We start from the raw sequence: 15975 nt of genomic DNA, 5'->3' as shown, positions 1-15975 counted from the left end.
CATCCGCAAACGCCAAACAGGCGGCGCGAGCGCGCGTGCTTGACAACACGAGACGTTGTTACGAGAATCGAATCTGCTAAACGAAATCACGTCCCGTTAAGCGGGATACGCCAAATGACTGCTTCCCCTTCCGTCGGCCCGCTCGCCGGCGTGCGCATCGTCGATTTCACGCTCTTCCTCTCCGGCCCCTTCGCCACGCAGATCCTGGGTGACCTCGGCGCCGAGGTGATCAAGGTGGAAGCGCCCGATGGTGACATGTCGCGCTCCGTGCCCCCTCGATTCGTGGACGGCTCCAGCACGTACTTCGGCAGCACCAATCGGAACAAGAAGTCGCTGATGCTGGACATGCGGACTCCCGAAGGTCTCGCGATCGCTCGCCAGTTGATCGGTGAGGCCGACGCCGTGGTGGAGAACTTCCGACCCGGAAAGCTGGCGCACCTGGGGATCAACGCTGCCACGGAGCGGGCGCGCAAGCCCTCCCTGGTCTGGGCGAGCATTTCCGGCTTTGGCCAGGACGGCCCGCTGAGGGATCGGCCCGCCTACGACATGATCGTGCAGGCGATGTCGGGCGTCATGAGCATGACGGGCGAACCCGGCCGCGAGCCGGTCCGCGCCGGTGTCCCCATTGGCGACCTCTGTGCCGGTCTGTACGCCGTGATCGGCCTGCTGTCCTCCCTGCTGGAAGCGCGCCGCACGGGTGTCGGCCGCGACGTGGAAGTGTCCATGCTCGATGTGCAGGTCGCCTTGCTGACCTACCAGGCTGCCAGCTACCTCCAGGGCGGCGAGGTGCCCGGCCTTCAGGGCAGCGCTCACGACTTCATTCCAAGCTATCGGTGTTTCCGGGCCGGCGACGGCAAGGTCATCGCAGTCACGGCCAACACCGAGAACATGTTCCGCGGCCTTGTGCGGGTGCTGGGCCTGGGTGACCTCGCGAACGACCCCCGCTTCAAGGACGGGAAGAGCCGCTACAAGAACCGTGAGACCCTGATCAATCTGCTGAACACCGAGTTCGCCCGTTCTTCTTCGGGCGATCTCATTGAGCGGCTGGTGGCAGCCGAGGTGCCCGCCGCTGCCGTCGACGACCTCGAAGCCGTGTTCAACAACCCGCAAGTGCTGCACCGTGGCATGCGCCTGAAGCTCCATGGCCCCTCTCCCGACCAGCGGCTCGAAGTCGCCGGCGACCCCATGAAGTTCAATCCCCCGGGTCGCACCGTCCACTCCTTCCCCCCGCGGCTGGGTGAACACAACGGGGAAATCCTCGCTCGCCTCAAGCAGGCCGTCGCCTGAGCCGCACGCCACGCAATTCAATGTCACCGATTGCCATGCAGCAACCCACTCCTCCTAAAGCTTCCGTCGCGCGGGTGGATGCCGGCGCACCTCAGCGGCCGGCGTACGCATGCTCGCACTGCCAGGCCTGTGGCTTCAACAACTTTCCGCCCGCCGACGTGTGCCCGAAGTGCTGGTCCGAAAAGGCGGAATTGCAGGACCTCTCCTCACAGGGAGTGCTGTACAGCTACACCACCATTGGCAGCGCTGATGCGCTGCAATACGTCGGCTATGTCGATCTGCCCGAGAACGTGCGCGTCTTCGGCCTGCTCAACACAAAGCAGGCCCCCGTTTGTGGGGTGCCGGTGACCTTGTCGGCCGTGCGTGCGCCGGGTAGCGGCCCGTGCTTCGTGTTCGACCTGACCGCCAGGCAAGGAGCCTGAGATGAATCGCCCTGTCTACGTCCTCGGCACCGGATTGCGCAAGTTCGGCAAGTACCCCGAACTCACCCACAAGCAGTTCGCCGTCCCCGCAGTGCTGGAGGCGCTCAAGGAAAGCGGCTTGTCGCGCGAGCGAATCGATGTCGCATATTCCTCCTCCGTCTTTGGCGGCTCGATGATGGGTCAGCAGATCCTGGGGCAACTCGGGCTCACCGGAATCCCGATCATCAACGTCGAGGACGCCTGCTCGAGCAGCGCAGTAGGTGTCCACGAAGCGGCCGCGCGCATTGCCGAAGGCCGGTGCGAGGCCGCGGTCATCGTGGGCGTCGACATGCTGACCAAACTGGGCCGGGGAGCCCTCCCTCTCAACCGCGAAGACTGGGATGCCATCAACGGGCTCACGATGCCCGTGCTCTATGCGATGCGCGCCCGGCGCTACATGCACGAGCACGGCCTGAAGGCGGCCGACTTTTCCGAAGTGACAGTGAAGGCTCGCGCCCATGGTGCCCGCAATCCGCTGGCGCAATTCCAGAAGCCGGTGACGCTGGAAGAAGTGAACGCGTCCCGCGAGGTCGCGGACCCGTTCCGGCTGCTCCATTGCTGCCCCACCGGCGATGGTGCCGCGGCGGTGGTGCTCGGCTCCGAGAGCCTGATGAAGGAATTCGCTGGCGGCCGGCCCCCCGTGCAGGTGGCCGGCACGGTCCTGCACTCCGGCGAGTACGAGCCCGGGCCCTATTCGATGACGACTTCGCATGTGTCGTCGAAATCAGCCAGAGACATCTACGAACTCACCGGCGTTTCGCCGACGGACATCCACGTCGCCGAAATCCATGACTCCTTCGCCGCGGCAGAGCTGATGTACTACGAAGCCTTCCAGTTCTGCAGACCCGGCGACGCGCTGGCGTTGCTGCGCAGCGGCGCGACTTCACTGGGCGGCCGTCAAGTCGTCAACCCATCGGGCGGACTCATCTCGCGCGGCCACCCGGTCGCCGCCAGCGGTGTCGCACAGATCGCCGAGATCACTCGCCAACTGCAAGGCCGCAGCGGTGCCCACCAGGTTGAAGGCGCTCGCGTCGGGTTGGCTCACGTCACCGGCGGCGGCGTCTCGAACTTCGAACACGGCGCCTGTGCCGTGACGCTGCTCAAGCGTTGAACCGGCCCATTCCGGGCTGGACTCCTGATGATCACCTTCTACCACTGCGTGAGCGCGCGTTCCTTCCGGCCTCTCTGGATGTTGGAAGAACTGGGCTTGCCCTATGACTTGAAGATGCTGCCGTTTCCACCTCGTGTCTTGGCGCGTTCGTACCTCGACATCAATCCACTGGGTACCGTCCCGCTGATGATCAACGGCCACACGCGGATGACCGAGTCGGCGGCCATCTGCCAGTACCTTTGCGCATTGAGCGCCCCCACGTCGCTGCAGGTCGAGCCCTCGGAAGATGACTATGGGGCCTATCTCAATTACCTCCACTTCGGCGAAGCCACGCTCACGTTTCCGCAAACGCTCGTGCTGCGTTACTCGCGCTTCGAGCCGGAACAGCGACGCTTGCCTACCGTCGCGGAAGATTATGGAAAGTGGTTTCTGGCAAGGCTGCGTACATTGGAGCCGGTGCTGGCCCAACAGGAGCACCTGTGCGCCCGACGCTTCACCGCGGCCGACGTCTCGGTTGGATATGCGTTGCTGCTGGCGCAGCACCTTGGGTTCGCAACACGTTTTACGCCGGGGGTGAAGGCGTACTGGGAGCGCCTGCAGCAAAGGGAGGGCTACCGCCGCGCCCTGCAATCCCAAAGCGTTGCCGCGTCAGCTCAAGGAGTTTCCACTGTTCCGGCGCCGGACAGCTCAACTTAGGCGGTCCGGCTTCCGTCAGCGTTACGGGGTTAGAGTTCACCCGTTCCCCCCGCTCCGGCACTGCCTCATGCCACGTACAACCAGAGTCTTAGTTGCCGCAGCCGTGGGCCTCTCCCTCCTGGGCGCCTGCACCTCCCTCGAGCAGCCTACGGGCAAGGAGCGCCAGCACATACAGCCACTCAGTCTTGAACAAAGAATCCAGTCCGTCGAGGACCGGGCCGCCCTCAAGACACTGGTCGACACCTTCTCCAACCTGGCCGACGCCAAGGACGTGAAGAGCCAGGTGTTGCTGTTCACCGAGGACGCGACCGTGGACAGCTATGTCGGTGGGGCGCTGACCTCTTCGCTGAAAGGGCGCGAGCAGATCGGGCAGAGGTTCGGCGAGTACCTCGCAAACTTCACACCACCACAACGGCCAGCAGACGGTGGACATTCGCGGGGATCGTGCCACCGGCGTGTCCTATTGCCTGGTCGTGCTGGTCGCCACGAAGGCGGGCAAGACCACGACAACCAGCAGCGGCGTGACCTACAATGACGAATACGTTCGCCGCGGCGGCAACTGGCTGATCGCAAAACGCACGTCGCACTTCGTGTGGCGTGACGTGAGGGAGGTCGCGGCCGCTGCCTCGCCCTGATCGCGAACGTACTACACGCACTGAATGGCACCAGCTCCCGCGGGACGCGAAAGGGCGCCTTGACGCCACCCGAACGATCCCTTGGGCGAAATGGCTGCTCAATGGGTCGCGCGCCAGGCATTTTCCGCACCGGGTTCGTGTGGTTGACGGCTCGAAAAAAGCACATGAGCCAAAGATTGGTCGACCCCGCGGTGCCGACTTGGCAGATCGGCCGCGATTCGGTGTTGCGACTCGAGCCAGATACGCACCGGCGGACAAAAGGGGCGATGTCCGCAATGGGTGTCGGAAGCGGACATTGACGCGCGAAGCCTAGATCACCGGTGCGGTCCCGAGCTGGCCCCAAGAGCCGCCGCCTAGGCGCTGCGACGGGGGTGCCCGGCCTTTCAGAGTTCGAGCTACGTCTAGGACCTTGAACACGATGGCACCGCCCCTTGCGGCGACGTCCCGGTAAGCAGCGCGAGCTGCCATTTGGTTCCCCCAGCTGTTCCCCGAGGACAAGTGACCGCCGGATTGTTCATCCGGCGGTCCTACGATCGCGCTTTCGGTCTCGTGCTTCCGAACTGACCAAACTCGAGTATCGCGCTCCTCGGTCGGGCAAATTCGCGAGGTTGGCGATGGCCGTGAGGCACGTCGCTAGACCCTCGCGGCGTCCGAGCCGCCGCTGCCCGGCGGTGAGGGGAAGTGGCTAGCCCGCTATAAGCCGGGATTTACGTAGCCTAGGAACTGCTGAAAAAAGCGGCGGGAGGCAGGCGCTATCCAAGCCCTTAGAGCTTAGGCATGGTGAGCTTCTCACCGTCAGTGAATATCAGCGTCTCAGGCACGAAGCGAGTCTTGTACTGCCCATCGTCCAAGTTCCAAAGCACTCGGTGCTCGTCGATGAACTGGTTGTAGTCGCGCCCGCCTGTCCACTTGTATGTGGCGCCAGGCTTCACGTCCCGCGTGATTTCGAAGTAAACCTTCGCGACGACTTTGTTGAAGGCATCGATGAAATCCAGTCGCCCTGACAGCGCCTTCAGCGGTTTCTGCGCGTTATTCTGGATGCCGATCACGATCTGCTGGTAGTCGCTATAGCGCCCAGCTTCGAAGCTTCTGGGAAGCTCCCTCTTGGCGAGGAGCGTGACGGTAACTGCTTCATTGATTCGCCGTGCGATTTCGATGCTCTCCGCCACGAGCTTCTGGACCAGGGCGGCGGCTTCGGCTTCTCGCTTTTGCTCTTCCGCCTTCTCCCGCGCCAGCCGCTGCTCCAGTTCCGCGGCCCACTTCTTCTGCTCTTCGATGGCCTGCCCGACGGTCATGCCGAAGGGGATTGCGTTCTTCCCTCCTGACAATCCTTCCGCCAACTTCATGCGTGCAACGTAGGCCACGAAGTGCTTCTTATCTTCTTCGCTCAGCTTCTGGACGACGGGAGCGAGCTCCTTGTCCCAGGTGCTCATGTCCGAAGGGATGATGGTTTCGGTCGCCTTGCCGCACCCGATCGCAACAACTGCCGCCGCGCAGCAGACGAAGAAACGCAGCCTCCGCATGTCACCCTCCCAACTCGAAGCAGTTCGGGATTTGTAGCGCAAATCAGGTGTTCGCGGCCACCACGTTTGCACCACAGTGAGATGGAAGCCTGCTCTACGGCAGCCAGGACGAAAGAAAGTCTACGGGCCGACGGCCCGCTGGAGGAGTAGGCAGGACACTATCTCAAGGTCTCGGCCCAAGAGAACGCCGCTACGCTCGTACGGAAATCGGCCGCGCGACATCGCGAGCGACTGGGCTTGTGGATGCAACGAGTTTCGGTGAAGTCCTCCGAGCTCAAGCTTGACAGCGCCGTCGGATTCGAGCGAGACCGCCAAGGTGTGGTCCAGATTGATCTTGTAGCCATCGAGCTCTTCAGCGAAGGCTTCACCTAGGTTTTGCAGCTCCTTCAGCTTTGCACCCAGGTAAGCGTCGACGGCAGCGACCTGGGGGAGTATGGGCTCCAGTCCTCTCAAGAACTTGAAGCGCATGAGCGTCTCCGCCAATGAAGGGGGCGGGGCCTGTTCTGCGCTCGGCCGGGCTGCGGAATTCGCCAAGCTATCCACCTTCAGCCGAGATCCCGCGCGCGTCGCGCACGCTAGCCAGCGGGGTGGAGCCTTACCGGCCGCATTGGGGTGCGCCCGATTCCCCGCTGGCAGTTGGTACGCCCCATCTGCAAGGAAGATCAGGATCGAGGTTGCGCACAGTTCCGTGAACATGAGTGCAAGAGCGTCTTCGCTCATGTCGGCCAGCACGAAATCGATCGTGCTCCTAGCGTCCTCTGTGAGCCTGTCACGCACCGCGAGAACGGATGTGTGAAGCTGTCGGACGCAAATTGGAGTTGGCAATCTGGGCATATGAGTTCCTGAATAGAGCTGTTCCCGAGTACCCATCAAACTAGTGATGGGTCGGTGAGTGCGATAGCATGGCGATCCCTCTTCTCCGTGCCTGCTACATGCCAAACATCGCCTCAGCCCTCAAGCAAGAAATCGCGCGCGTTGCTCGTAAAGTTGCTAAGCCAGACAGCGATGCACTCAAGAAGCAGGTGGCGCAGCAGCGCAGCGCAGTAGCGGCGTTGAAGCGAAGGATCGGCGCGCTGGAGAAGTTGGTCGCCAAGGCGACAAGGAGTGGCCGTGGTGCTGCTCGGAATGTGAGCGACGTGAGCGAAGAGGCCCAATCTGAGCGTCACCGCTTCAGTGCCAGGGGTTTTGCCAAGCTGCGCCAACGCTTCGGCATTTCCGCAGCGGCAATGGGGCAGATCTTGGGCGTCTCGCCGTTGAGTGTTTACAAGTGGGAGAGTGGAAAGACCCGCCCGCGCGCACAGCAGGTCGAGAAGATTGCGGCCGTCCGCGGGCTCGGCAAGCGGGAGGTGGCGGCGAGGCTAGGGCAGGAGGGCGGAAGTGAGGAGCCATCTGCCAGCGGGAAGCAGGCGTCTCCAATCGCTCCAGCTGAACGTCGCACCAGGTCTAAGACGGCGCGAGGCGGAAAATCGAGAAGCGTGCGGCGCACGGCGGCGAAGAACTCCGCGCGGAAGGGCAGCGCGGTGGCGAAAAGAACGCCCGCGAAAAGAGCTGCCAAGCGGGCGGTGGCCTAGGCGCGCTGCGAAACTAACCCACTTAAATTCCGCATTAGCGCGAGTTAGCCCCGGTCTTCAATCGCAGCGCGGACGAGGGCGTCGATGTCCGACTTTGCGCCACGCGACGGAACGCGAAGACAGCTTGATGCCGGCTGGGTAGCGGCCGGCCGTGATGCCCGCGTACCACGCGGACTTGGATACGGGATACAGCCTCAGCACCTCCGGCAGTCGGAGCAGGCGATCCTCAGGCTCGGAGGATTCGCTGGTTGGTTGTTCCACGTGTGTACCTCGCTTCTGCTGCATCCTAGTGCGAGGCAAGCTACGCGCAGCGTGTCTGCGTGGACAGGGTGCAGCTCTTATGGGGTACTTTTCGGGGTAATCGCTAATCCAATGGGGCACAACTGGTAGCCACCACAAGCACTTGCCAGAAGGATTTGAATCCCTGCTACTCCGCACCCATCAAAGCTCGGATGGGGCACTGAGCGGGGAGCGGGAGCTACCGAGGTGGCATCCAGTGCTGCTTCGCGGCCTTAATCGGGCTGCTTCCTGTTCCGCCGGATCGAGGCCGCGGTGACCGGTGGATTGCGAGTCCGTCGGTTTGCTGCGCCCGCCACGGTCAATATCTCCATTGCAGTACATCGTCCAATGGCGCGCGAGTAGTACGGAAGCCGTTTGCGGGGTGTCCAGATCGGCATAGCCAAATGAAATGCCGCAGAGGACGCGGCGTTCCGATGAGATCTGCAACTCTTCCCGCACGACATCAGGCCAAGACGACAATGCTGCCTGTGCGATAGAGGCGATACCGTGCGCCTGCGCGGCAAGCATGAAGTTGCTCACGTAAGCGCCGCAGGCAACAGCGCCGTACGGACCCAGTGCGTCCCGGCTCGTGATGATCGGCGAATCTTGGCCGCGATCGCTTCCGAGGAAGCCGGAGTGGACATGGTGACCGAGGGGTACACAGGAATCAAGAAGATCAAGTTCATCACTCGAGCGAGTGAGGGAGCACACACCGTCGCCTGTTCGTCCCACGACTCGCCGCGAGTTCGGTGCCCACAAGTCCAGCGCCTTCATCCGATCCTGCAGGTCCATCGCGCCGATCTGCATGCCGCCCTCACATCCGCAGTCCAGGCGAATGACCAGGACGCCCATTTCCGTGGGCTACGAGCTGGTGGGCCTCGTACAGGATGAATCGTCCGTCACCGCGCGGTTCGTCAACGGACAAGAGAGGGAGTTCGATGTCCCGCAAAGTGCTGCATGAGTGAGAGCATTGCCGCACGAAACGCGACTGGCTCGGGCGCTTCGCCGGAAAGGTCGACGGCCTGGGCAAGCAGTTTTTCGCGCACCGCCGGCGTCGTTGGTCCCGCTTTGCGTGAACGTCGCACTGTGAGGCTGCCAGACGTCTTCCTGGGGCAGCCAACACGAGTCTTAGCCCGTTGCGACCTGAGCGATGCAGAGCTGGTGATGAGCAAGACAAGGATTGAGAAGAGGCTTCGCCAGTAAGCCAACTATCTCCGGTCGAACTTGCTGATGTACGGGAGGCGACGGCAACAGCTTGGGGAGAGAGCGTTCACGCTGGAACGCCAACGACCACTTCCTCTGCCGTGAACCAGTTCTCCCTCAGAACAAACCTGCGTATGCGCTCCGGATCGAGGCGACCAGAGCCAGGCCTTTTTCAGCGCGACTGCAGGTCACATAGAACAGGCGTCGCGTGTTCTCAGTAGTCTTGTCTCCCGCCGATTTGCCGCCGAACAGATCTTCGTACTTGAAGTTGAAGCCCTTGGCTTCCGCATCATCCATGATGACCATCACACGCTCGAATTCGAGGCCCTTTACACCCTGATGGGTGTCCAAATGCGCATTCCCGCTGAGATACTCTGCGAAGGGCTCAACCTGCGAAAACTGCGCTGCCAGAAAGCGTTTGACTGCCCTGCCCCGGTCTGACTGGCGGTCCGACGGTTCGTCATCGATCTGTTCGGCTTCGGCCTGTTCAAGGACTCCGGAAGCATGCACTTGGAGTGACTCGGGGATCTCAAGCAAGTTGCTTCCAGCAATCTTCTGTAGGACCTGCAGGAGTGTGGGATCTGCGTTTCCCGGCGAAAAGCGCCATCACTTGTTCGATGGCTTCGTTCACGACCTTCAACTGCTTTCGCGTTCCCGTCGAAGTGGTGCCTGCGCACCGCGCCGCCCTGCCGGCCGGATTTCAAGCAGTGCGGGCAGCGGACTACCGGCAATGCAAGGTGTGCGTCGGCAAATGCTGTCCTTGTGAGCCTTGGACTTCGCAACCCCTGACCGGGTGGCACTCAGCTTGTCGCGCGTGCGGCGCGAATGGTGTCGCCCCAGCTTGACGAATCTTGTCGGCCACCAGCAGCGTGCCGTCGTCAGCCGCGACGGGACCCTCCGGGAAGAGCAGGCCTGTCGCAACAACGCGCAGGGCGGCGGGTGAACTCATCGATTGCTTGTGTGTTCCGGCGAACTGCCTTTCTACCGCATTGGCTTCAGTTGCCGGGGCATACGGGTATCCACCAACATCGGAAGGTGCGTTCCAATTGTACATTTACTTCCTACCAATCGGTAGCAAATCATTCTAACTGGTCCGGCAAGGATTTCCCGGCCCGGCAAGGAAGGAGCCAACATGCAAACAGCCGCGCCTGATAGTCCCAACGTTCGTGTCCAGCCTATCAAGGGCGAGTTCGTCGCCTCCGTGGAGGGGCTGGACCTGCGCAACACGCTGTCCAACGAGCAGGCAGCCTGGGTCGAGAAAACGCTCGCCGCGCACGGTGTCTTGATTTTCCGCGATCAGCGCATCGGAGATGTGGAACAACTGAATTTCATCAAGCTGTTCGGCCCGCCCAAAGCGGCTTCGTTCAGTGAGACGCAGACCGAGGTCCGCTACCTGATCGACGTCACCAACGCGGACGCGGAGGGCAACATCCTGCCGATGACCGACAAGGGCGCGATGTTCATGCGCTCCAACCAGCAGTGGCATTCGGACGGCACCTATAACCCGCTGCCTCACCGCATCACGACGCTGCACGCGCGCGAGTTGCCGCACAATGCGCCACCCACGGAATACGCGGACATGCGCGGCGCGTGGGAGGCGCTCTCGGGCCAGCGTCAGAGCGAGTTGCAAGGCCTCGTCGTGCAGCATGACCGCAGCTGGTCGCTGCTGCAGGCCGGGATGACGCCCGAGCAGCTGACCGAGGAGCACAAGAGCCGCACCGCTCCCCAGCCGCTTGTGCGCGTAAACAAGATTACGGGTCGCAAGTCACTCTATCTTGCCTCCCATGCTTCCCACATCGTCGGCTGGCCCGTCGAAGAAGGACGAAAGCTCCTGAAGGAGCTGATCGAGCACGCGACGCAACCCCAATTCGTGTATACCCACATGTGGCAGGCGCGCGATCTCGTCCTGTGGGATGACGCCGCCACCATGCATCGCGCGGTTCCCTACAAGGATCGGCTCGTACGCCGCATGAAGCAAGGTGGCGCGCACGAAGTGGCGCCCCTTCTGCAGGGAGCATAGAGAAGATGCAGGCGAATCCTGCGATGGCTTCATGAGAGTCGACGACATTCATTCTGTCGCCGCGATGCGGGCGGCGGCTCGCCGGCGGCTACCGAAAGTGGTTTTCGACTTTGTGGACGGTGGAGCCACCAGGGAGAACACGCTGCGCGACAACGAGGAAGCCTTTTCGCGCTGGCAATTTATTCCGCGCGTCGCACGTGACACGACGAAGGTCGACGTCAGCGTACAGGCTGCCGGCAGCAAATGGTCGATGCCGCTCGGAATCGCGCCCACGGGCCTGGCCGGCCTCCTGCGGCCGGACGGCGAGATCCTCCTGGCGAAAGCGGCGGCCCGGTTCGGCGTGCCCTTCTGCCTGTCGACGATGTCCGTCGCTCCGATGGAAGACGTCGCGCGCGGCGCTCCGGACTGCGATCTCTGGTTTCAGCTCTACATAATCACGGACCGCGAGAAGACAGCTTCGCTCCTGCATCGCGCCCAGGCGGTGGGGTGCAAGACCCTGTGCCTGGCGCTGGACCAGCCTGCGCATGGCAAGCGCTGGCGGGACCTGGAGAATGGCTGGCGTCTGCCGCTGCGCAAGGACGTTCGCACGTTCATGGACTTTGCGACGCACCCCTCATGGAGTCTCTCTGCCCTGTTCAACCCGGTGCGATTCGGCAACATCGACAACACGCAGGGCTCCTTCCTCCGTAGCGCGAAGAAGGCCGGCCACTCATTCGATGCGTCGGTCACGTGGGACGATGTCGAGGCCATCCGGGCGCAGTGGAAGGGCAAGCTCATCCTCAAGGGGCTCCTCTCAGGAGAAGACGTCCAGCATGCGCATGAGGTTGGCGCGGACGGCGTGATCGTTTCCAACCATGGCGGCCGCCAGCTGGACGATGTGCCGGCGTCGATTGATGCGCTGGATGCCATCCGGCAGCAAGCCGGCAGCTCGCCGCGCTTGCTGATGGACGGCGGCGTGCGCACCGGCACGGACATCCTGAAGGCCGTTGCGATCGGCGCGTCCGCCTGCATGGTCGGGCGTCCGACTCTCTGGGGACTGGCCGTTGGCGGTCAGGCTGGAGCTGAAAGGGTCCTGGAAATCCTCAGGAACGAATTCATGATCGCGGTTGCCATCGCTGGGGTGCGAACCCTGGACGACGCGGCTTCGCTCGTGCGGCGCAAGCCCGCGGAAATCCATTCGCCCAACGCGCCCGCCGAACATCACGACAGCAGAGGCGGATGACGACCAGATTCAAGCAGGGCCACATCAGCCTCGATTCGTTCGAGCTCTTCACGGGCGAAGTGCTCGATGATGTGCGTCTGGCCTACCGCACGCTGGGCGAACCTCGCCTGGGCGACGATGGCAGTATGGCGAACGCCGTGTTGCTCTTTCACGGAACCGGAAGCAGTTCAGCGCTGTATGAGCGCGAGACGCTCTCGAGCGAATTGTTCAGCCCTGGCGGGGTGCTCGATCCGGCGCGCTACTTCATCGTTTTGCCCGATGCGTTGGGCCATGGGGGTTCCACCAAGCCCAGTGATGGACTGCGCGGACGCTTTCCGATGTACGGCTATCGCGACATGGTGAAGGCTCAGTACCTGTTGGCAAGGCGTCTCGGCATTCAGCGCGCCGAGCTTGTGGGCGGCATCTCCATGGGCGCCATGCACACATGGCTCTGGGGGACCACCTATCCAGACTTTGCGAAGCGCCTGTTTCCGATCAGCAGTTTCCCGGTCGCAATTGCGGGTCGCAATCTCCTTTGGCGCCAGATCATCATCGAAGCGATCCTGAACGATCCGGGCTGGCAGGATGGCAACTACACGGAGCGTCCGACTCACTGGGCCAACGTGATGCCGATCATGAAGGTGCTGCTCGAAGGGCCCGCGGTGCTGCTGCGCGACATCCCTGACAGGAACGCTGCGAAATCGGTCTTCGACGCGGTAGTGCGGGAGAACCTGGCGAAGGATCCCGCGGACATGTTGCGGGCGTATCAGTCCTCGCACGACTACGATCCGCTTGCGGACCTGGGTAAGATTCGAGCCCGGCTCGTCGCTGTCAATTTCGAGGACGACGTGGTCCTGCCTGCGGAGTTGAACGTCCTGCAAGGGTCCATTCAAAAAGTAGCGCACGGGATGGCCGTGCTGGTGCCTGCAGGGCCCGACACGAACGCGCACTATTCCCAGATCGAGGCAAGATTTTGGGCCCCGTATTTGCGGCGCCTGATGGCTGAATGACTTGTCCCGCCCTTTGAAGGAGCAGCAAGTGAGCAATGGCAAATCCGCAATCCATCAGACACCTGTGAAAGGTGAGTTCGTTGCGCAAGTGCGCGGCCTTGACTTGCGCGAGCCGCTCCTTGCGCGAGCCGCTCGACGCCGGACAAGTCGACGCCATCGAGCGTGCGCTGGCCCTGCACGGAGTTCTCGTGTTGGCGCAGCAAATGCTGCAAGACGATGATCAGGTGCGCCTCCTGCGGCACCTGGGCGAGCCCCGGCGTGCATCATTCAAGGAAACACAAACCGCCACGCCATACCTCATCAATGTCACCAATGTGGCCGAGCAGGGGATGCTCCTGCCGGTGACGAGCAGCGTGGCGCTGTTCATGAAGGCCAAGACCAATGGCATGCCGACGGCACATTCTACCCTTTGCCCCACCGGGTCACCACGCTCCACGTGTCGTCGGACAGCCAGGGCCGCACCCCGAAGCAGCCGCTCGTGCGGACGAACAGGCGCACGGGACGCAGTCGCTGTACCTCGCCTCCCATGCCTCGCACATGTCGGCTGGCGCTTGGAGAAGGGACGCAAGTTGATCGACGACTTGACCGCACATGCGACACAAAGCCAGTTCGTCTATTCGCATGCCTGGCAGCTGCATGATTTGGTGATGTGGGATAACAGTGCGACCATGCACCGTGCAACCCCGTACCGCGCGCCATTCGCGCGCCGCCTGAAGCAAGGTGACGTGCAAGAAGCCGCGGCCCTCGTTTCGCAGTGAGGCTCCCGCAAACATGATCCGCAAGCTGACCGAGATCGGGATTGCGGTTGCAGACTTGGATGCCGCCGTCGAGTTGCTGAGGCGCACGCTCGGCGCCAGCCCCGGCCCGGTGCAGCGATTCGAGGATTACGGCATGGAATTCTGCCTTTGCCGCGTGGCGGACATCGACTTCGAGGTGATGGCTCCCTGTGGCGATGGCGACATCCTGAACCCGTTTCTCGAACGCTTCGGACAGGGGCTCCACCAAATTGCATTCCACGTGGACGACGTGGCAGCCACGCAGGCTAACGTGATTGGCAGTGGCCTCGAGTTTCTGGATGCAGAGCCCCGCATCCAGCATTTCCTGCTGCGCCATGGAATCTCCTGCGACGTGAAGGAGGCGCAGTGTTCGTTCGCGTTCACGCGACCTGCATCGATTCTCGGAACACTGTTCGAATTCATCCAATACCCGCCGGGCTTCGACACGTTTGCAGCATCGGCCAACCTCAGGAGGAAGAATGATGACTACAGCTGCGGCGTCTGCAGGCCCAAGCTCGTCCTCCGTGCTAGAGGCGTTTGCCGACGAACTTGCCATCAGGAACGTGCTCCTCAGGTGGTGCAGAGCCGTCGACCGCCTTGACTGCGCCGGCATGCGCGCGGTTTTTCATCCTGACGCGGTCGACCGCCATGGCCCGTTCGAGGGAACGGTCGATGAACTGATCGCCTGGATCTCAGAACGCCACCGGTCGGTGGCCTTTTCGAGTCACTCGATCTCCAACATCGTGGTGGATTTCAACGGCAGGGATTTCAACGGCAGCAACCTGGCTGTGTCGGAGAGCTACGTCAGGACGATCCAGAGTTACCCGGCGGATGCCGGCTCGAGTCTCGCGCAACTCACCGGCCAGCCCGTTTCAGGAAGCAGCGCGGGGTTCGACATGTTCTCCTCGGCGAGGTACGTCGATCGCTTCGAGCGTCGTGATGGTCCATGGCTCATCGCCCGGCGCACGGTGGTCCATGACTGGAAGCGAGTCGTGCCAATCCCGCAGGACGCCCCGCGGCCAAAGCCGCAGTGGGCCATCGGCAGACGCGATTCGCGAGATCCCCTGTTCGAGGAACTGCGGGAAATCGGCTTGCTGCCCTGAAGCAGCGCGGCCGGCCCAGTTCAGCGTACTGCGGAGGCGTCGATCCCCGCGCGTTTGATCACGTCCGCCCATTGGTCATATTCGGCCTTGATCAATTCGCTGTACTGCTCGGGCGTTGACGACATGGGGATGACGCTGTTTTGTATGTATTTCGCCTGGATTGCTTTGTCCGACAGCACCTTGACGAATGCGGAATTCCACCGCTCCACGATCGGCCTCGGTGTCCCCTTGGGCGCAACAGCACCGTACAGGATCTCCGACTTAAATCCGGGAAGGACTTGCGACACTGGCATGGCACCGGGCACGAGTTCGGACGGGCCGTTGGAGGCGACGCCGAGAATCTTGATGCGCTTGTCTTCAACGAGCTTCATGATCGATGTGTTGATTGCCGTTGTCCCGATGTTCAGGTCGCCTGACATGAGAGCCGTCAGCAGGGCGGGCGTGCCGGTGTATGGCACGTGCAGGAGCTTGATGTCGGCGCGCAAGCCAAGCAGGACGCTCGTCAAGTGGCCGAGGCCGCCCACCGCCGCGTTACCGCAGGTGATCTCTTTTCCACCGGACTTGGCATACGCAATCAGTCCCGCAATGTCCGAGACCGGCAGGTTCATGCTGCCGAAGAACACGCTGGGCGTTCTCATGATCAGGGACACAGGCGTCAGGTCCGTGCGCGGGTCGTAGCCCACACTCGGACGGAGAATCGGTATCGTCGACATAGGGCCGCTGTAAGCCCAACCGAGGGTGGTGCCGTCGGCAGGCGCGCGCGCCGTCTGCAACAGCCCGATCGCTCCGCCGCCACCCGGCTTGTAGTCCGCGACGAGAGGCCGGCCTGCGAGCCTTTCGAGCGGATCCTGAATGATCCGGAAGAGGATGTCCGCCAGGCCACCTGACGCCACCGGAATGACCATCTTTGTCGTTTCGGCCTGGGCGAATGAGGACCCCATCGTTAGCATCGAGGCGGCACCAAGGGTGCTCTTGAGAATATCGCGGCGGCTGGTCATTGCTGGCTCTCCTGGAGGTGCGCTCACTTGAGCAAATGGGGTGGGGGAAGTACCACGAGACAGGATGTGTGCGTTCAGAGCAGCGGGGACGGACGATGACT

Annotated in this window: 17 protein-coding genes and 1 pseudogene; 12 read left to right on the top strand and 6 right to left on the bottom strand. The window is 62.5% G+C overall.

Features of this window, described 5'->3' with window-relative positions:
• The first annotated feature begins 114 nt into the window (after positions 1 to 114).
• The 5 genes and pseudogenes from EZ313_RS17180 to EZ313_RS17160 all read left to right on the top strand — a co-directional run.
• A complete protein-coding gene (locus tag EZ313_RS17180; protein ID WP_135264483.1) occupies positions 115 to 1287 on the top strand; it encodes a CaiB/BaiF CoA transferase family protein in 1173 nt (390 codons plus the stop codon).
• A 20-nt stretch (positions 1288 to 1307) separates the two neighbouring features.
• Positions 1308 to 1709, top strand: coding sequence for a Zn-ribbon domain-containing OB-fold protein (locus tag EZ313_RS17175; RefSeq protein WP_205960419.1), 402 nt, complete (start codon positions 1308 to 1310; stop codon positions 1707 to 1709).
• Positions 1710 to 1743: 34 nt separating this feature from the next.
• Complete coding sequence (locus tag EZ313_RS17170) at positions 1744 to 2859, top strand: thiolase family protein (RefSeq protein WP_240788689.1); 1116 nt, start codon at positions 1744 to 1746, stop codon at positions 2857 to 2859.
• A 27-nt stretch (positions 2860 to 2886) separates the two neighbouring features.
• On the top strand, positions 2887 to 3555 hold the full coding sequence (locus EZ313_RS17165) for a glutathione S-transferase family protein (RefSeq protein WP_135264480.1): 669 nt from the start codon (positions 2887 to 2889) through the stop codon (positions 3553 to 3555).
• A 67-nt stretch (positions 3556 to 3622) separates the two neighbouring features.
• A pseudogene (locus EZ313_RS17160) lies at positions 3623 to 4076 on the top strand (nuclear transport factor 2 family protein); the annotation flags it as partial.
• Between the two features lie 878 nt (positions 4077 to 4954).
• Here the strand turns inward: EZ313_RS17160 and EZ313_RS17155 are convergent.
• Positions 4955 to 5713 carry a hypothetical protein gene (locus EZ313_RS17155; protein WP_135264479.1) on the bottom strand — a complete coding sequence of 253 codons (759 nt, stop codon included), beginning with the start codon at positions 5711 to 5713 and terminating at the stop codon, positions 4955 to 4957.
• Positions 5714 to 5833: 120 nt separating this feature from the next.
• Complete coding sequence (locus EZ313_RS17150; RefSeq protein ID WP_135264478.1) at positions 5834 to 6181, bottom strand: hypothetical protein; 348 nt, start codon at positions 6179 to 6181, stop codon at positions 5834 to 5836.
• A gap of 434 nt (positions 6182 to 6615) precedes the next feature.
• On the opposite strand from EZ313_RS17150, the gene EZ313_RS17145 reads away from it, so the two are divergent.
• A complete protein-coding gene (locus EZ313_RS17145) occupies positions 6616 to 7284 on the top strand; it encodes a helix-turn-helix domain-containing protein (RefSeq protein WP_240788688.1) in 669 nt (222 codons plus the stop codon).
• Positions 7285 to 7341: 57 nt separating this feature from the next.
• Here the strand turns inward: EZ313_RS17145 and EZ313_RS17140 are convergent, their stop codons facing one another.
• The 3 genes from EZ313_RS17140 to EZ313_RS17130 all read right to left on the bottom strand — a co-directional run bounded on the left by EZ313_RS17140 (position 7342) and on the right by EZ313_RS17130 (position 9303).
• Positions 7342 to 7569, bottom strand: a complete 228-nt coding sequence (locus EZ313_RS17140) for a helix-turn-helix transcriptional regulator (RefSeq protein WP_135264477.1) — start codon at positions 7567 to 7569, stop codon at positions 7342 to 7344.
• Positions 7570 to 7725: 156 nt separating this feature from the next.
• Complete coding sequence (locus tag EZ313_RS23770) at positions 7726 to 8415, bottom strand: nitroreductase family protein (protein WP_338106326.1); 690 nt, start codon at positions 8413 to 8415, stop codon at positions 7726 to 7728.
• A 468-nt stretch (positions 8416 to 8883) separates the two neighbouring features.
• Positions 8884 to 9303 (bottom strand): hypothetical protein, encoded by a 420-nt coding sequence (locus tag EZ313_RS17130; protein ID WP_135264476.1) that lies wholly within the window; start codon positions 9301 to 9303, stop codon positions 8884 to 8886.
• A 595-nt stretch (positions 9304 to 9898) separates the two neighbouring features.
• Between EZ313_RS17130 and EZ313_RS17125 the strand changes: the two genes are divergently transcribed.
• The 6 genes from EZ313_RS17125 (at position 9899) to EZ313_RS17095 (ending at position 14876) form a co-directional block, all read left to right on the top strand.
• Entirely contained in the window at positions 9899 to 10786 is an 888-nt protein-coding gene (locus EZ313_RS17125; RefSeq protein WP_135264475.1) for a TauD/TfdA dioxygenase family protein, read from the top strand.
• Between the two features lie 31 nt (positions 10787 to 10817).
• Positions 10818 to 12008, top strand: a complete 1191-nt coding sequence (locus EZ313_RS17120; RefSeq protein ID WP_135264474.1) for an alpha-hydroxy acid oxidase — start codon at positions 10818 to 10820, stop codon at positions 12006 to 12008.
• Positions 12005 to 12997, top strand: a complete 993-nt coding sequence (locus EZ313_RS17115) for an alpha/beta fold hydrolase (RefSeq protein WP_135264473.1) — start codon at positions 12005 to 12007, stop codon at positions 12995 to 12997. Before EZ313_RS17120 ends, EZ313_RS17115 begins: the two co-directional genes overlap by 4 nt.
• A 119-nt stretch (positions 12998 to 13116) precedes the next feature.
• On the top strand, positions 13117 to 13755 hold the full coding sequence (locus EZ313_RS23630; RefSeq protein WP_240788687.1) for a TauD/TfdA dioxygenase family protein: 639 nt from the start codon (positions 13117 to 13119) through the stop codon (positions 13753 to 13755).
• A gap of 13 nt (positions 13756 to 13768) precedes the next feature.
• On the top strand, positions 13769 to 14374 hold the full coding sequence (locus EZ313_RS17100; RefSeq protein WP_167772632.1) for a VOC family protein: 606 nt from the start codon (positions 13769 to 13771) through the stop codon (positions 14372 to 14374).
• Entirely contained in the window at positions 14256 to 14876 is a 621-nt protein-coding gene (locus EZ313_RS17095; protein WP_240788686.1) for a nuclear transport factor 2 family protein, read from the top strand. Before EZ313_RS17100 ends, EZ313_RS17095 begins: the two co-directional genes overlap by 119 nt.
• Before the next feature lie 20 nt (positions 14877 to 14896).
• Here the strand turns inward: EZ313_RS17095 and EZ313_RS17090 are convergent, their stop codons facing one another.
• Entirely contained in the window at positions 14897 to 15874 is a 978-nt protein-coding gene (locus EZ313_RS17090) for a Bug family tripartite tricarboxylate transporter substrate binding protein (RefSeq protein ID WP_167772630.1), read from the bottom strand.
• Positions 15875 to 15975: the final 101 nt, after the last annotated feature.

The sequence above is a fragment of the Ramlibacter henchirensis genome (assembly GCF_004682015.1).
Taxonomy (GTDB): Bacteria; Pseudomonadota; Gammaproteobacteria; order Burkholderiales; family Burkholderiaceae_C; genus Ramlibacter; species Ramlibacter henchirensis.
This window is presented reverse-complemented; position numbering and strand designations above follow the sequence as displayed.

Coding starts and splice junctions, on each gene's coding strand:
- EZ313_RS17180 (WP_135264483.1), top strand. CDS start 115: ATGACTGCTTCCCCTTCCGTCGGCCCGCTCGCCGGCGTGCGCATCGTC.
- EZ313_RS17175 (WP_205960419.1), top strand. CDS start 1,308: ATGTCACCGATTGCCATGCAGCAACCCACTCCTCCTAAAGCTTCCGTC.
- EZ313_RS17165 (WP_135264480.1), top strand. CDS start 2,887: ATGATCACCTTCTACCACTGCGTGAGCGCGCGTTCCTTCCGGCCTCTC.
- EZ313_RS17155 (WP_135264479.1), bottom strand. CDS start 5,713: ATGCGGAGGCTGCGTTTCTTCGTCTGCTGCGCGGCGGCAGTTGTTGCG.
- EZ313_RS17150 (WP_135264478.1), bottom strand. CDS start 6,181: ATGCGCTTCAAGTTCTTGAGAGGACTGGAGCCCATACTCCCCCAGGTC.
- EZ313_RS17145 (WP_240788688.1), top strand. CDS start 6,616: ATGGCGATCCCTCTTCTCCGTGCCTGCTACATGCCAAACATCGCCTCA.
- EZ313_RS17140 (WP_135264477.1), bottom strand. CDS start 7,569: ATGCAGCAGAAGCGAGGTACACACGTGGAACAACCAACCAGCGAATCC.
- EZ313_RS23770 (WP_338106326.1), bottom strand. CDS start 8,415: ATGGGCGTCCTGGTCATTCGCCTGGACTGCGGATGTGAGGGCGGCATG.
- EZ313_RS17125 (WP_135264475.1), top strand. CDS start 9,899: ATGCAAACAGCCGCGCCTGATAGTCCCAACGTTCGTGTCCAGCCTATC.
- EZ313_RS17120 (WP_135264474.1), top strand. CDS start 10,818: ATGAGAGTCGACGACATTCATTCTGTCGCCGCGATGCGGGCGGCGGCT.
- EZ313_RS17115 (WP_135264473.1), top strand. CDS start 12,005: ATGACGACCAGATTCAAGCAGGGCCACATCAGCCTCGATTCGTTCGAG.
- EZ313_RS17100 (WP_167772632.1), top strand. CDS start 13,769: ATGATCCGCAAGCTGACCGAGATCGGGATTGCGGTTGCAGACTTGGAT.
- EZ313_RS17095 (WP_240788686.1), top strand. CDS start 14,256: ATGACTACAGCTGCGGCGTCTGCAGGCCCAAGCTCGTCCTCCGTGCTA.
- EZ313_RS17090 (WP_167772630.1), bottom strand. CDS start 15,874: ATGACCAGCCGCCGCGATATTCTCAAGAGCACCCTTGGTGCCGCCTCG.